This is a genomic window from Kribbella sp. NPDC003505 (genome assembly GCF_040610875.1).
Taxonomy (GTDB): domain Bacteria; phylum Actinomycetota; class Actinomycetes; order Propionibacteriales; family Kribbellaceae; genus Kribbella.
On record NZ_JBEXNA010000008.1, the window covers coordinates 1 to 14,408 of the forward strand.

General features: G+C 65.7%; 14 protein-coding genes and 1 pseudogene. 4 read left to right on the forward strand and 11 right to left on the reverse strand.

The features are described from left to right. Nucleotides 1–95: 95 nt before the first annotated feature. The 4 genes and pseudogenes from ABZX12_RS26130 to ABZX12_RS26145 all read left to right on the forward strand — a co-directional run. Nucleotides 96–226: pseudogene (locus tag ABZX12_RS26130) on the forward strand (IS110 family transposase); the annotation flags it as partial. Between the two features lie 507 nt (nt 227–733). Next, nucleotides 734–1,138, forward strand: coding sequence for a DUF6463 family protein (locus ABZX12_RS26135; protein ID WP_355697204.1), 405 nt, complete (start codon nt 734–736; stop codon nt 1,136–1,138). Next, entirely contained in the window at nt 1,086–1,520 is a 435-nt protein-coding gene (locus ABZX12_RS26140; RefSeq protein ID WP_355697206.1) for a nuclear transport factor 2 family protein, read from the forward strand. Before ABZX12_RS26135 ends, ABZX12_RS26140 begins: the two co-directional genes overlap by 53 nt. A 129-nt stretch (nt 1,521–1,649) precedes the next feature. Next, nucleotides 1,650–2,438, forward strand: coding sequence for a hypothetical protein (locus tag ABZX12_RS26145; RefSeq protein ID WP_355697208.1), 789 nt, complete (start codon nt 1,650–1,652; stop codon nt 2,436–2,438). Between the two features lie 488 nt (nt 2,439–2,926). Here ABZX12_RS26145 and ABZX12_RS26150 read toward each other — a convergent pair whose 3' ends face one another. From ABZX12_RS26150 to ABZX12_RS26200, 11 genes are all read right to left on the reverse strand, one after another. Further along, nucleotides 2,927–3,985, reverse strand: coding sequence for a hypothetical protein (locus ABZX12_RS26150; RefSeq protein ID WP_355697210.1), 1,059 nt, complete (start codon nt 3,983–3,985; stop codon nt 2,927–2,929). A gap of 48 nt (nt 3,986–4,033) precedes the next feature. Continuing rightward, entirely contained in the window at nt 4,034–5,320 is a 1,287-nt protein-coding gene (locus ABZX12_RS26155; protein ID WP_355697212.1) for an alpha/beta hydrolase, read from the reverse strand. Next, nucleotides 5,317–5,940 carry a LysE family translocator gene (locus ABZX12_RS26160; protein WP_355697214.1) on the reverse strand — a complete coding sequence of 208 codons (624 nt, stop codon included), beginning with the start codon at nt 5,938–5,940 and terminating at the stop codon, nt 5,317–5,319. Before ABZX12_RS26160 ends, ABZX12_RS26155 begins: the two co-directional genes overlap by 4 nt. Further along, entirely contained in the window at nt 5,937–6,425 is a 489-nt protein-coding gene (locus tag ABZX12_RS26165; protein ID WP_355697216.1) for a hypothetical protein, read from the reverse strand. The genes ABZX12_RS26160 and ABZX12_RS26165 overlap by 4 nt, the downstream gene beginning before the upstream one ends. 178 nt (nt 6,426–6,603) lie before the next feature. Further along, nucleotides 6,604–7,356 (reverse strand): NAD(P)H-binding protein, encoded by a 753-nt coding sequence (locus tag ABZX12_RS26170; RefSeq protein WP_355697217.1) that lies wholly within the window; start codon nt 7,354–7,356, stop codon nt 6,604–6,606. Nucleotides 7,357–7,502: 146 nt separating this feature from the next. Then, the gene (locus tag ABZX12_RS26175; RefSeq protein WP_355697219.1) at nt 7,503–8,015 is read right to left on the reverse strand and encodes a hypothetical protein; all 513 of its coding nucleotides are present in this window, start codon (nt 8,013–8,015) and stop codon (nt 7,503–7,505) included. After that, the gene (locus tag ABZX12_RS26180) at nt 8,012–8,416 is read right to left on the reverse strand and encodes a VOC family protein (RefSeq protein ID WP_355697221.1); all 405 of its coding nucleotides are present in this window, start codon (nt 8,414–8,416) and stop codon (nt 8,012–8,014) included. Before ABZX12_RS26180 ends, ABZX12_RS26175 begins: the two co-directional genes overlap by 4 nt. 160 nt (nt 8,417–8,576) lie before the next feature. Beyond that, nucleotides 8,577–11,285 (reverse strand): AAA family ATPase, encoded by a 2,709-nt coding sequence (locus tag ABZX12_RS26185; protein ID WP_355697223.1) that lies wholly within the window; start codon nt 11,283–11,285, stop codon nt 8,577–8,579. A gap of 4 nt (nt 11,286–11,289) precedes the next feature. Next, nucleotides 11,290–11,988, reverse strand: a complete 699-nt coding sequence (locus ABZX12_RS26190) for a fumarylacetoacetate hydrolase family protein (protein WP_355697225.1) — start codon at nt 11,986–11,988, stop codon at nt 11,290–11,292. Nucleotides 11,989–13,613: 1,625 nt separating this feature from the next. After that, nucleotides 13,614–13,823 carry a hypothetical protein gene (locus tag ABZX12_RS26195; RefSeq protein WP_355697227.1) on the reverse strand — a complete coding sequence of 70 codons (210 nt, stop codon included), beginning with the start codon at nt 13,821–13,823 and terminating at the stop codon, nt 13,614–13,616. Further along, nucleotides 13,820–14,338 carry a hypothetical protein gene (locus tag ABZX12_RS26200; RefSeq protein WP_355697229.1) on the reverse strand — a complete coding sequence of 173 codons (519 nt, stop codon included), beginning with the start codon at nt 14,336–14,338 and terminating at the stop codon, nt 13,820–13,822. Before ABZX12_RS26200 ends, ABZX12_RS26195 begins: the two co-directional genes overlap by 4 nt. Between the last annotated feature and the right edge of the window lie 70 nt (nt 14,339–14,408).

Below are 14,408 nucleotides of genomic sequence, written 5' to 3' on the forward strand. Positions count from 1 at the left end.
TACCAGTCCCCACTCACCTACGAAACCAGCACCGCCGCTACCCTCCCGTCAGCGGCGTAATCCACCACCGTGTCCACGAACCGGGGGTAAGGCCCGTCATCAACCGGCTCCAATACGACCCCCGCACCCAGGCCTACACCACCAAACGCACTGCCCAGGGACTATCCAAGAAAGACATCATCCGCTGCCTCAACGAATCATCGCCCGCGAGATCTACTACACACTCCAACACTCCAACACTCCAACCAACCCACCCCCGCTTGTCATCCGTAGGAGCATCCAAACGCGTCAGCCCTCTACCCAACACAGACATTCGTCACGAGATATCGGACGGTCTCTCAGCGTCACAGCCCATCGGGCGAAGAACCAGGCATTCTCATCCGCAAGATCGCTGCGGGCCGCGGTACTCGAGGCCTGTGGGATCCTTCACCGCCACGGCTACGACAACTGACATAAACCCACCAGACGATCAACCACTGCGGGTCCGAATCGTTCGCGCAGTCCCACTGAATCGCCTGCACCGATTTACGGCCCCTCTGCGTGGCCGGCGGTGTGGGACGCAGAACACGCCGCGCGGACACGGATCCGCGGGATCGCCGGGCGCGACCACGCGTGGTCGATGGCTCGATCGCGCCTCTCGCGCGCGGCGGGTGGACCGGCGATCTCGCTGATGCGACGACCTGGCTGGCAGGGTTGGAATCCACGCATGAGGATTCGCTGCGCGTTGTCCCGGATGGCCAAGTTCGGCGGAGCGGGTTCCTGGACGGTCGTCGTCGGTGTGCTCCACCTTGGCATGACGGAGGCGACCTATCCAGGAGCTGCCCGGCTCCTCCTTCAGGGTGCCTTCAAGTTCGGCGACTCCGCCGCGGAGTCCGGTGCGTGGGGTGCCGGCTTCTGGTACGTGACCGCCGGCATCTTCCTGGTCGGATTCGGCCTGCTACTGCATGACATCGAACGTGCCCAAGGTGCGACTCCGAGAGGCGTTGCCACACTGATGATCGTCATCGGGTCATGGGGTGTGTTGATGAATCCGCTGTCCGGATTCTGGCTGTTCTTCGTTGTTGCGTGGCGAGCACGGATCAATCGTGCGCGCGTCGACGCGCACGGCGGTCAGAGTGGAAGCACCTGCCATGTATGAGTTCCAGGCGGCGATCGAAGCACGGAACCTCGAAGCAGCGTTGACGCTGATGGACGAGGACGTTGTCTTCCACAGCCCGGTCCTGTTCCGCGAGTGCAGGGGTCGTGCCGCCGTCGCTCCGGTCCTCTATGCCATCGCCGGCGTCCTCGAGAACTTCCGCTACACCTCCGAGCTCCGATCGGATGACGGCGCCGATCACGCCCTGATGTTCAAAGCCGAGGCCTCGGGCCTGGAGCTGGACGGGTGCGACCTGATCACCGTGAACGACTCGGGCAAGATCGCCGAGTTCACGATGATGATTCGCCCGCTGGGCGCCGTCACCGCGCTGGCTCTGGCGATGGTCAGCCTGCTCCCACGGAGTTCTATCCGCGCAACGGGATAACTGCCCACCAGACAGGCCTCGACAGTCACGCCAAGTCGGTCGCAGCCGTAACGCCCGCCCTGAGCCGCCTCCACAGGGTGGGCTTCCTGCGGTGTGCTGCGCCGTGTCCAGCGATCAGCCCTGAGGCCTTTGAAGGGAACCTTCCAGACGCTCCACGAGGACGGCATACAGCGCGGCGATCTGGAGACCGGTGTAGTGCACTTCGCGGGTGCCAACGAGATACCAACGTTGTTGCTGCGGCGCCTGGGGATTGTACCGACCGTGATCGTGCACGCCGAGAACACGCCCGAGATCAGGTTCCGCCAAGCCATGAATGATCCGGGGGGCGATGGCATCTTGCAGTACGTCGACGCCGAGGGGCAACCACAGAGCGTTCAGACGCGGCATACCTGGGAGGAGTTCGTCTCCGTAGTCGATTCCGCTGCGTCGCCCTACTATCCAGGCTCGTTCGATGGCGACCCGCTGCAGAAGGAAACGACGATCCAAGTCGGCGACGTGTTCGACTTCACTCCCGAGGAGTTCCGCGAGTCATCGGACGAGGCCGACACCGACACCGGCGCTGCGCCGAGCGCCGCCGAGGCCGCGGTGTTCCCGTGTGCGGACGGCCGCCAGAAGTACGACGTGAGCATCGAGTTTTTCGGTGCCGACTCTGCGTTCAAGGACTCTAGGGAAGAGTCGGCTGCGCTGAGTCCGAGCGAACGGTGGGCGGCCCCTGCCCATCAGCTCGACCAACGATGGGCCGCGCTCGACTGCCTCATCAACTCGGCTGACAGCGTTTCCTTCACTGCTCTCGCGCTACGACGGGACGGGATGGATGGCGGGCGCCAACCGCTATCCAAACACGAAATACTCGCGGCAGGCGATGCTGGACTATGCGGCCGCTCATCCGCGCGTCACGAGATGCGGCTCTCGAGCTGACACCCCGGGATCAGCCCCGTGGGCCTGATGAATGGGTCGTCGACGAGGCAGTGCTCGGACCGAAAGGCGCGGTGTCCATCCGGGCGGTTTGGGTCGCCCACGACCTGGAATCGAGCGGTGAGCACCTCGACAAGGCAATCGAGCTCGGCAATGGCTTGCCTCAACAGGACGAGAGTTTGGCGATCGCCTTCAGGGCCGGGCTGGCGCCGACGTCGCAGTCGGCGGCAGCCGCCCGTGGAACCGTAGATACCGCAGAGAAGCCGGCGGGTACCACGCATGTCAGGCATCGGGCGCCCACGGATCAGAGCGGACCTAGCACGCCACAACGTCATTGCCGCGGCGGAACCAAAAGCTCGTCCTGCATACGGCCTCAGCAAAACTTGTAGGCTCCACGAAACTTCGTGCCGGCCACGTACCTTCCCCGCAGCCGACACGAACCATGTCTGCGCCCAGCCTCAGCGGGAGCGGTCGGTGGGGCGGCTGGTCCGTCAAGGTTGGTTGCGGTTGGTCGCTGGATTGACACGTGCGGGAGCACCGCCGGTGCTCGGCGTTGTACGTACCTGCTCCAGGAACCCTCGGAGTCTCCCCAAGGGGATGGCTCCGCTCGCATCGTGGTCGAGCTGAGGGCCTTTCTGCCTCAAGGCCGCCGGCACTCGCTCGATGCGAGCGGTGAGCGCCTGCACGGTGCTTGCGGCCGCGGCGGCACCGTTGGTTCTCAGGGCATCGACCTTGTGCACTCGCTGGACAGCCGTGGTGCTCGGCATGTCCGCGAGTTTATCGGCGATGCCGGCGATCTCACTGAATCCGTCATGAGCGATGCCAGCCAGTTCCGCGCGCAGACGCTCGCGCTGATCAGGCGCCATCCCACGGTTCAGATTGCCGTCGATCATCCATTTCCCGATGTGGTTCCACAGCTGGCTCGGATCCGTGGCGAGGAGCCGACGGGGAAGCCCGTCGTGGGAAATCCGGGCCGCTGCCGCCAGGTCGGTCACGAATCTTCTCGATGCCGACGTGAGGTCCGGTAGTTGGTCGTAGAGGCGACTGGATTCGATGTGGGGCGCACGTGAGCGCACGCCCGTGTCCTGCAGGACCTGAATGTTGAGCTTGAACGCCTGGTCCTGGGCCAGTCCGAGCCTCAGCGCACCGGACGCATCGTCTTCGTGATGACTTGCCGGCAGGTCGGTAACCGGGGCGTGTTGGCTCAGCTCCACCGCGGCGTGGGTGATCCGGAGGACTGCCTGCCGGGCCCAACCGTTTTGAATGCGGTTCGCGCGCCTCAAGTCGGCGAGGACGCTTCGGAGGAGATCGCTTCGCACCGTGAGGCTGTTGTCCTCATTGAGCTCGACCGTGGGCCAGTCGAACAAAGGCTTCGGTTGGCCGCTCCACGCGCGTGCGATGCGGTCGCGGAGTCCTGGGGCGTCAGTCTCGTAGGCTTGTTCGTTCCAGGCGGTTGGCAGCTCGAGTCGTCGGACGACGGACCTGATCACCTGACTTATCAGCACGTGCCCTGGTCCCTTCGGGTCAAGCTGGCGCACGTTCTTGTCCATCCAGGATTCACATCCGTTCTCTTCCGTGCATTCTGATCATCGCCGCCCTCACGCTGGACCTTCGTAGTCGGCAGGCGGGTCGACTTGCTCGTACCGGCTGGAGACGCGCTGATGGCCAAGCAGCTCGCGGACAGCTTTGAGAACCTCGTCAGGGCAGTCTTGGTACGCGTTGTGACCGGCGCCGCGGAGGTACACGAGACTGCTGTTCGACAGGGCACGCCGGTAGTCCAGCGCCGAACCCCACGACAGATAGTCACACGCCCCCTTCACGATCACCGTCGGCGCTGGGACCGCCTTCAACTGGGCCCGCAGATCAGGAACGCGCGGAGCCCCAAGGGACTGTGGATACTGCATGGCATAGAAGCCGCTCTGGCTCGTCGTCGGATGCGGACCTGTGCCGGCGCAATGGAGCGCGGGCTCGCTCAGCTCGAGCACGCGGTCGTTGCGGTGGTCAGCCTCGGTATCGCCCATGAAGGCATGGGCTGCCAATGGGTTCGACTGCAGCAGGAGATAGCCCACCAGTGACCGCGGAGCGAGCACGGCGCGATGGAGCCGGAGCGCTTGCCAGGTGTCCAGTCTGGACGTGGCCCTCCGCGGGCTTCGATCCTGCGGATCCAGAGGCATCGGCGAGATCAATACCAGGCCGGCCACCCGGTCCGGGAAGCGGGCTGCATATGCCGCCGCGAGGCCGCCGCCGTAGGAATGGCCGATCAGCACGATGCTCGCCGCGTCCAGGCGTTTGCGGATCGCTTCCAGATCGGCGACATCGCGCGAACGCCCGTATCCTCGCGGATCTGCGAGCCGGGAGGACCCACCCGCTCCCAGTTGCGCGTAGGCGTACACGTCGTACCCCTCGGCGGCGAGCGGAGCGAAGTAGCGCAGGTCGGACTCCAGGTCGGCGATCCCCGGACCGCCGTGGAGAAAGATCACCGGGGGTTTACCGCCGGCTGCGGCGCCCTTCTTCATGACGTACTGCAAGCGAGACCCGGTGGGCAGATCCCAGTACAGCGAGCTGCTCACTGGCCTCGTCGGCTCCAGCGCCCCGGGGATCAGCGTGACAAGCAGAGCTGTTGCGGCGACCGCAGTCACTGCGACTGCAGCAGTACGCCGGGACCGTGAGCGGCGCGGAACCACGATCGAAAGGGTTCCGCCCAGCACGGCAGCCGTCGTGAGCACCCCGCATCCAAGCAGCACCGCGGGGCGAGCGGTCAGCCGTGCCGCCAACAGCACGGAGGAAAGGCCGGACGGGATCGCGATCGCGTCGACCGCTGCTACGCGGAGCGCGGTCGACCACCACGATGTCGCCTTGTTGCCCTCCGCATCGGTCCCCGTCATCGGACGATCCAGATGATGCCGTACGCCGACAGTGCGGCGCCGCTGACCGCGGAGAGGACACGAGATCGTCCGGTTTCGCGCGACCTGCGCCCAACCCGGATGATGAGTTCGACGAGGAACAGCATCCACACCGCTACCGACAGCACGTGCGCCGCCCCCAGCACCAGGAAGTCGCCGGCGGTCGCCCGCGCCGGCAGGAACGTGGGCGCCATCGCGACGTAGATCAGGAGCGCCTTGGGGTTCATCAGGCTGCTCAGCATGGATTCGAGCAAGGGTGAGCCTGCGAGTCGTGCAGACAGTGCCTGCCCGTCCTTCAGGCTCGATCGGACGGTTGCGACGGCGAGCGTCCGGAGACCGATCGTCAGCAGATACAGCGCGCCTGCGAGTTGGATACCTTTCAGAACCCCTGGCGATCGTTCCAGGAGCGCCGAAACACCTGTGACTGACAGCGTCAGGTAGGCGCACAGCCCAACGATGCCACCCGTCGCAGCCTTCCAGCCGCCGATGCGACCTGAGTGCCCAGTCCAGCGGAGGAGCAGAACGAACCCGGTGCCGGGAACCAGGTTCAGAGGCGCGGTCGCGGCGAGGAACCCGAGCACCTCGCTGCTGGTGACGATCATCGCCGCCGACGCCTGCACACCGTGGGGGCCAGTGTCAGCACGACTCCGGCGGCAAGCGACAGTGCGAGAGAGGTCAAGCTCGTCGTCATTGTCATGGCGTCGAGTCCTTCGGTCTGCGTCGCGTGGAAAGTCAGGTGCAGCAGGGCGAAGAACGACCAGCCAACACCAAGTCCACGAAGCTCCCATCGCTGAATATCACGTGGTCCGCGCACCACCTGCCACCCGGCGCGGAGGGCGACAAGGCCCAGCGCGAGGTGCAGGAAGCCGACGTCCCGGACGAAGTGCTCACTGGGAGCAGTCTCGTCGACGATCCACCGCAGGCCGAGGCCGGGAAAGTCGGTGACGAAGGAATGCGGTGCGAAACTCGCCCAACCGCCGACCGAGACAGTCTGAAAGATGATAACTACGAGACCCGCTGCTGCTGGCCAGAGGCGTGGAGCATCATGTCGCGAGCTCTGGCCGGCGACGGCAGAAACTCGTCTCATGAGCGATCCCCAGCTTCGGTCCACGACCATGTGTTAACCCCAGCCCCAGCGGTCCCGGGGTGCCGGAAGAACGGCAACCCCGGGACCTGCACAGCCCATTGACAGGGGGTTTGGGCCGTGGCGATCGACCGGCGAGGTGGAGTGGGTCGTCGCCTGGGGTGAGGGGCAAGGGAGGAGGTCACCGGTGGCGCAGCCAGTCGTCGAAGGTCTGACTGCCGACTTCGCACACGCCCCGCGGCAACAAGCCACCCTTGCGCATCGAACGGCCGGGCTTTCCGGGGACAGGTAGCGGAACGCGGAGGACTTGCCGACCGGTGCGCCTGCAGATTCTTGCGGTCATCTCACCGAGGTCAAGCACCTCCGGCCCGCACAGCTCAAGGTGCAGGTTCCGGGCGCTCGGCGCAAAGGTCGCGAGCTCGACAAGGCGATCCGCAACCTCCTCGGCCGCCACCGGTGCACTCTTGAACATTGGCACCAGAGCGATCGGCCCCCAGCTCATCCGTTCCAGCATCTGCGCAGCGAACTCATGGAACTGCGTCGCCCGAAGGATCGTGTGCGGAACCTCGCTGTCTCGAAGCAGCTTCTCCTGGATCCGCTTACCTTCGTAGTATCCGTAGTCCACCTCGTCGATCCCGACGATCGACAGCAGGACATAGCGTTCGATTCCGAGCGCTTCCGCGGCATCGACAAGATTGGCCGTCGCTTTCCCGAAGAAGTCGACCGACGCTCGCCGACCCGTCGTCACAACGTTGCACACATCGATGATCGCGTCGGCCCCGGTCAACGCCTCACGAAGCCCCGCGCCGGTCACCAGATCGACCCCCAATGACCGAGCGATCGGCAACACCTTGAGGCCGCGGTCTCGCAGGTTGGCGACCACGTGCCGTCCAACGGCACCGGTGGCGCCGGCAACGGCCACCGTCGAGACCATGTCCCCTCCAGTCGAAATCCTGTGAAGTGTTCGAGCAACTAACTACTTCGACGCTATGCAGCGTCGTGAACGTTGGCATCCGCAATGTCGCCAGTCCGGGCAAAACTCGTCTCACGCACGCACCGCACGCAGTCTCTTGATCACTCTCAGAGCTTGCCTTCGGCAACGGATAAGTCAGGCGTTCGGCCGTGTGTGCAGAGGAGTCGGCCGGCGAGGAAGTAGAGAATCCCGCCGAGGAGCCAGTAGGGCCCCCAGACCGCCGCGTAGAACTTGGCGACGGATCCGTCGCCCCAGCCCTCGGGCGGCGCCATTGCATCGACGACCACAAGGAGTCCGACCGTTCCTTCCGCGACACCCCAGCCTCCGATGCCAACGCCCAGCAGTTGCATGAGACGCCCGGAGATGCCCCAGAAGCGGACGCTCGTGCCGCTGCGGTTCTTCAGTCGGACAGCCACGATCAGCGCAATCGCCAAGGCGGTCTTCAGTCCACCAGTGATCCAGAGCAGCCGGATCATCGCCGGGTCGTCGGCCAGGACCCGATTGGCAAGGTCGGGGGCGATCATCTTCCCACCGGCCTCGCCCCCGAGAGCCGTGTAGAAACTCCCGCCGGCGAAAAGCAGCGCCCACAAGGCGGCAGCGGTCGTGATCGACCACCTCACCATCCGCCGCCTTCGGCGGGCTCGACCCGATCCCGGCACAGACAGAACTCATTGCCCTCGGGGTCCGAGATGACGACCCAGGTCACGTCTCTCTGACCCACGTCAAGTCGCCTGGCTCCCAGAGCAAGCAAACGCTCGAGCTCGGCCGATTGCTCGCGATCAACCGGACTGATGTCAAGATGGATCCGGTTCTTCGCGGATTTCGACGGGTCCGGAACCCATCGGAAGTCGATCTCGGGCCATCCGCGCACCGGCGAGGACAGGGTCGCGCCGGTCTTTCCGTGCGGTCCACTTTGCCACCCGCGAGCGCTCACCCTCCAGCCCAGGACCTCGGACCAGAAATCAGCCAGGCGGTCGGGGTCCGCACAATCCACGGACATCGCCACAAGGCGGCTTACCATGTCGTCTTCCTCCCACACTGCAGGCGTTGTCGGTCAGCCCGGTAGAGAACTGCCGATGTGTGATGCCGATCGCATCCCATCCAGCATGGAGCTCCGCGCTCACCGATCGCATCCTCAACGTCACCAGTCGTGGGAATCGCCGGCGGCGCACCCGAAGCTCCTAACTGTCCAGCTGCAGGTCCCGGAGCTGGTTCCGCGAGGTGATGCCGGTCTTGCTGAAGATCTTGCGCAGGTGATAGTCGACCGTCCGCGGACTCAGGAACAGCCGACCGGCGACCTCCTTGGACGAGGCTCCGGTCGCGACAAGACGCGCAATCTGCCGTTCCTGTGGTGTGAGTTCGTCGATGCTGGCCGAATCGCGCCGCCGGACGGACTCGCCGGTGGCCCGCAACTCTGCCTGGGCGCGGCCGGCCCACGGCGCGGCCCCGAAGCTTTCGAACGCCTCCCAGGCCGATCGCAGGAAGGGCCGTGCCTCAGCACGACGGCGCTCCCGGCGCAGGAACTCGCCGTACAGCAGCTGAGTTCGAGCCTTCGTCAGGGGTGTGCCATGACGGTTCTCGAGTTCGAGCGCCTCCGTGAACAACCGGTCCGCTTCCGCACCGTCGGTCAGCATCGCCCGCGAGCGGGCGAGGAGTGCCTGCGCCCACAAGGATCCGGATGTCTCGACCCAGGCTTCCAGGATCGCCAGGCACGCAGCCGCACGATCGGGCACACCCGCCCGGACCGCCGACTCGACCAGATCCGGTGCGGCACCGAGCGAGACTCCTGCATGGCGGGCGGACTGGTGCAGCTCGTCGAGCCTCTCCAACGCCTGTTGAGGGCGTCCGAGACCGAGATCGAGCACGGCGAGTGCAGCCTCGGCCCTCGCTTCCGGAAACGCCAATCCGTGTTCTGCCGCCAGCGCCATGACCTGCTTGGCGCAATCGCTGGCACGGGATTCGTCGCCGCGGATAGCAGCCACCATGGTGATCGTGCTGAGATGTACCGCCATCGACGGGACCTGGCCCGTCTCTCGCGCGAGACGTAGGCCTTCGACGGCGTCGGCCTCAGCCATCCGCGGAGCAACCGGCAGCTCCCCGATGGACAGCAGCTCCAGTGCTTGCGTCAGCGTACTCATGGCACCGACCTCGCGTGCGCGTGCAACGGCCCGAATGCCGTACGAACGAGCTCCGGCAAAGTCACCCAGGTACGCCGAGGCAGTGCCGGCCCAAACGAACAATGAGGGGTCATCCTGCTGCTCGACGGCCTCGAGCGCCGATCGGAGCAGCGGAGCGGCCTCCTGCGGCCGGCCGCCGAGCAAGGCCGCGACGCCCGCAACGAAGCAAGCGGCCGGCGGGAGGCCGCCATCGACCCGGAGCCCGGCAGCCCGCCGCCCGGCATCGAGAACACGATCCACGGCGCCGCAGTACGACGCAGCCCGCGTCGCCTCCACGAGCATCGCAGCTGCCCGAAGTGGATCGGTCTCCGCAATCTGCGCGGCGGAGGTGACCAGCAGCTCGTAGCCGTCGAGGACGACTCCCGTGGTTGTCACGATCCGGCCTTTGAGATGGTCGGCTCGAGCCTGCATCACCGGTGCGAGGCCGATGCCTTCAGCACTCTCGATGTATCGACAAGCCTGCTCAGCTCGTCCGTACTCCCAGGAGAGCTCGGCAGCGCACAACAAGCGGTCGGCTCGACGCGCCGGATCCGCGGTCAAGGACGCGGCCCGATCGAACGAGGCCGCCGCAGTCTCCAAGGCAGCCCGACGCTCCGCTGCCCGGGCGAGGTCCTCCAGCTCGTCGGCCACGTCGGCGTCGGGATACACAGCCGCGGCCGCCCGATGCCAGGTACGCCGGTCCGGGGCAGCTCCAGCCGCATCGGCGAGGCAAAGGTGCGCTCGTTGCCGCTCGGCGAAGGTCGCGGACTGGTACACCGCCGAACGAACCAACGGATGGAAGAAGTCCAGGACCGACTCGTCGACCCGCACGAGACCGGCGCGTTCCGCTGCGGCGAGGTCATCGACCGACGCTCCCAGCGCCTCGCCCGCGGACAGGAGTAACCCGATCTGGCCCGAGTCGTCCGAAGCAGCAAGCAGAAGCAGGCGTTGGGCTCCGTCCGGCAGCAGCTCGACTCTACGCAGGAATGCGCGTTCCAAACGAGCGCTGAGGGGCAGTCGCTGGGAATCCGCGCCGATGCCGCGCAGGACATTCTCACCGGACAGCTCGACCAGCGCCAGGGGGTTGCCTCCCGCAGCTGCAATCACCGCGTCCCGCAGCCGGTGATCGAGGACCAACTCAAGTCCGCTCTCCATGAATTCGTCCACCGCGGTCTCATCCAGCGGCTCCAGAACCAATTGCGGCAGGGTCCGTAGCGAGACCGGCAGCGCGGCGTCGACATCAGCTCGCACCGCGACCATCATGGCCACTGAGTCGGACTCGAACCGGCGGCCTGCGAACACGAGAGTGTCCACCGACTCGGCGTCCAGCCACTGCGCGTCGTCGATCAGGCACAACACCGGCTGATCGTCCGCCAGTGCCGAGAGCAGGCCCACGACCCCGCCGGCGATCAGGAAATGGCTCCTGCCGACCTCGTCCGAAAGCCCGAGCGCTCCGCGCAGGGCCATCGCCTGCGGCGGCGGAAGCCGGTCGATTGCGTCGAACACAGGACGCAGAAGCGCATGCAACCCCGCAAACGCCAGATGCGTTTCGGACTCGACTCCTGACACTCGCAGGACGAGCATGCCGCTCCCCTGCTTCGCGGCGTAGTCCAGCAGTGCCGACTTTCCGATACCCGCCTCACCACGCACCAATACGGTACCCGCAACGCCATCACGGGCCCGTCGCAAGATCTCGTCGATCCTCGCACATTCAGGCTGGCGACCGTACAACATGGCGTCAGAATACCCGTCGCGGATCGACACACTTACCGTGCTCACTTCTCAGACAATCATTTCGGATTGAACAATCGGTATGGGTGGGTAGCCGTCGGCCGACGTATAGTTGCACTGGGCAAGTAGCTGCGTCCGACGGGCCGAGGATCCGAGATGGGGCTCTCGTCGGCAATCGGCGTGTCCATCCGTCCTGGGCCGGTAATCTCCATCCGCACGAGGTCGTCGGCTTGCAGGAACCACGACGGATGCTGGAGGGCGCAGCAACACCGGTGGTCGTCCCGGTCATGATCACTCCGCCGGGCGGCAACTCGATGACCTTGCTGAAATCCTCGATCAGGTGCGGAACGTGCACGATCATCTGCCGTCTGCTCTCCTGCTGGCGGAGCTCTCCGTTCACCCAGCAACGCAGCTCGAGGTCATGCTGGTCGGGGATTTCATCCTGGGACACCAGCCACGGTCCGAGCGGCGCACCGGTCTGGATGCCCTTGGCCCGCGTCATCTGCGCGAACCAGCAGACCTCGCCGTTCGTCGACGCATCCTCGATCACCGAATGTAGCCACTGAAGCACGGCGAGGATCGTGTCGGTCTCGCGCCCTCTCAGACCGAATGAGCGCAGCAACCGATCCAGCGGGGCGATGCCGTGGCCTTTGACAAGCACGCCCAGCCGCTGAACCTGCCGAGGTCCGAAACTCACGGTCTTCATGCGGCCCCTCCGCTTCGATGTGGTCGCGCGGCACGAACTCAAGTCCGACATACCCCGCTGTACCCAATCTCCCGCAAGGCGCGCTCCACGCCGGCAAAATCGGACTCCGCTTCCGCCGAGACACCTGTCAAGGGGCGCGGGCTGCCGGTGCTGTTGAGCGTCTCGACCACGGCCCCGACTCGGCAATCTGATCGGCGACCCTCACCAGTCCGCGGTCGCCAAGCGATCCTGCGCTCCAGCGCGCACCTGGTATCCCGGTTGCCGTACCGCACGTTGTCCACCTTGCACCCGGTGATCTCGCGGATCTCCAGCGCCGCTTCGAGGTTGTCCTGAATCACGACGTTGTAAAAGAGGCCACCATGACTCGACGAACTCGTACTCGGCCGGTGGTCCAGACCGCGTCATAGGAGGCACCTCGCGGTACAGCGTGGATAGGTTGGCACCCTGACGCAATCCCGTCATGACCACCCGCGCAATCGCCAGCGCACCTCCCCCCAACTGGTCCGGACCATCCGTGCCCGCGGCCAATCGACCGACGATCCCGTCTGGCCGGATGAGCGCCGCCGGGTGCGCGCAGTGACAATACGTCGGCGTTTGCACTGGGCGATGCCCAGGCCGGGTTCCGCTCACCACCTGTGAGGCTCGGCCAGGAGAGCGCTGTCCGAGCAGCGCGTGCGGCACGGGCGATCCGCCGCCTCGATCCGCAGCGACCAGTCAGGTCGTCGCCGGCCACGATCGCCGCTTCAGTGTCGCGCATCCCGCATCACTCGTCACCGTCCAGCGCCGTTGCTGCGGCAACATCGATTCGCTCCGGCTCGTAGCTGTCGAGGAGCGTGTCGGAGTGCGCGACGTCACCGGCGGGGAAGACTCGATCGACTCGCCACCACTCGCCGACCCGAGCTGATCCGCCACTTCGCGAGGACGACAATCTCGGGTGCGGCATTATGTCCGACCCCGCGGTTGATCATCGCGACCGCTTCGGCAGGGCCGGCGCATGTGGACGTACGTCGCTCCCCGTGTCGTCATGGGTTACCGAGCGGTACTGTCCGTCGACCGTGGCACGGCCGGCCAGATGCCCAGGCGATGGCCAGTAATGATCTGGATGCAGAGCCGCTCTGCGTGCCACTCATGGCGATCGCCCTGCCAGTAGACGCTCTGCCTGCAACCCAGCGATCACCCAAGGTCGGTGCAAGCCATGTCAGCACCTCGTCGGCGGTACGTCGCCCGGTGAGCGGACCGGCTAAAACGCGCCATGCTGGCTGCGTGGCGGCTACGGGCGTCACGCAACACAAACATCGGCGATCGCAGGGGCGAGGCCGCGAAGACCGGTGCCGCACAGCGTCGCGCGGTGAGCAAATCCGTAACGAGGTCCTGGCCCTCCAGCATTCGCCTCAATCGACGCCGGGATCTCTCCTGAGACGAACGTCAACCTCGCCGCGGCGCTCCAGCAGCCTGGCCCGAACTGCACCTCATGGTCGCCGGAGATCTTCGAGCGCTTGGACGAGCCCCGCAAACGGCACGACCCGGCAAAGCTGTTTCCGTAGCTGTCACGCGCAAATGGCGCGACGCAGGTAGGAATTCCACAGCTGAAGGGCACCGGCGACAGATAGTACTTCGCGGCGTTACTACAACGTGCCCGTTCCACCCCGCCACAAACGTTTCGACGGGCCGCCCCGTTTGATCACTCCGTCGACACCGTACGAGTCGAGGAGCTCGGGCAGGGTGTCATCCGCGCCCAGTAGAGATCGATGTCCTTGACGCCGAGGCGCCGACGTCTTCTCGTCGATGCGGCCGCCGAACTCCATCGTGCCGAGCACGACGTGCAGATCCGTCATCGGCCACGCTCCGTGCGGAGTTGGGCGGTTCGTCGGTAGTAACTCGTGGTGACAGCCAGGACGATCGGGCCCCAGAAAACGAGAGGGATGTAGTAGCGCAGAACCCGGCTCCCCGGGCCCGGATGGTTCTGTGGTGGCCCGTCAGCGCCGATCCCTGGGGAGAAACGGTAAGGGGGCTCGACGATCATGACGAAGAAGATGTACAGCGTGAGGAGCACCAATGCTGTACCGCCGGCCCAGCCCAGCGCCGCGGCCCGAGCAGTCGGCACCGGTTTGCCTCCGACCATCGGAATCCAGCGAGGATAGGTCAGACCCCACCCCTGCACGAGTCCTACGGTGAGGAGGCTCAAGCAAAGTTGCAGAAGGCTCAGCACCAGCAGGTAACCTGACCCGACAGGGTCCGTCGTCGTGCGCAACGCGTGCGCGACCCGCCAAATCACCGATGGCGCACACACGATTGGTGCAGACCAGGCAAGCACGGTCGCCCAACGGGGCGGCGCGACGTCAAGGTTCACCACGGCAGCCTTGCTCGGCGGAGCGCGTAACCGCATCAGTGATGTCGCCTGCGCTGCAACTCGCTCGGCG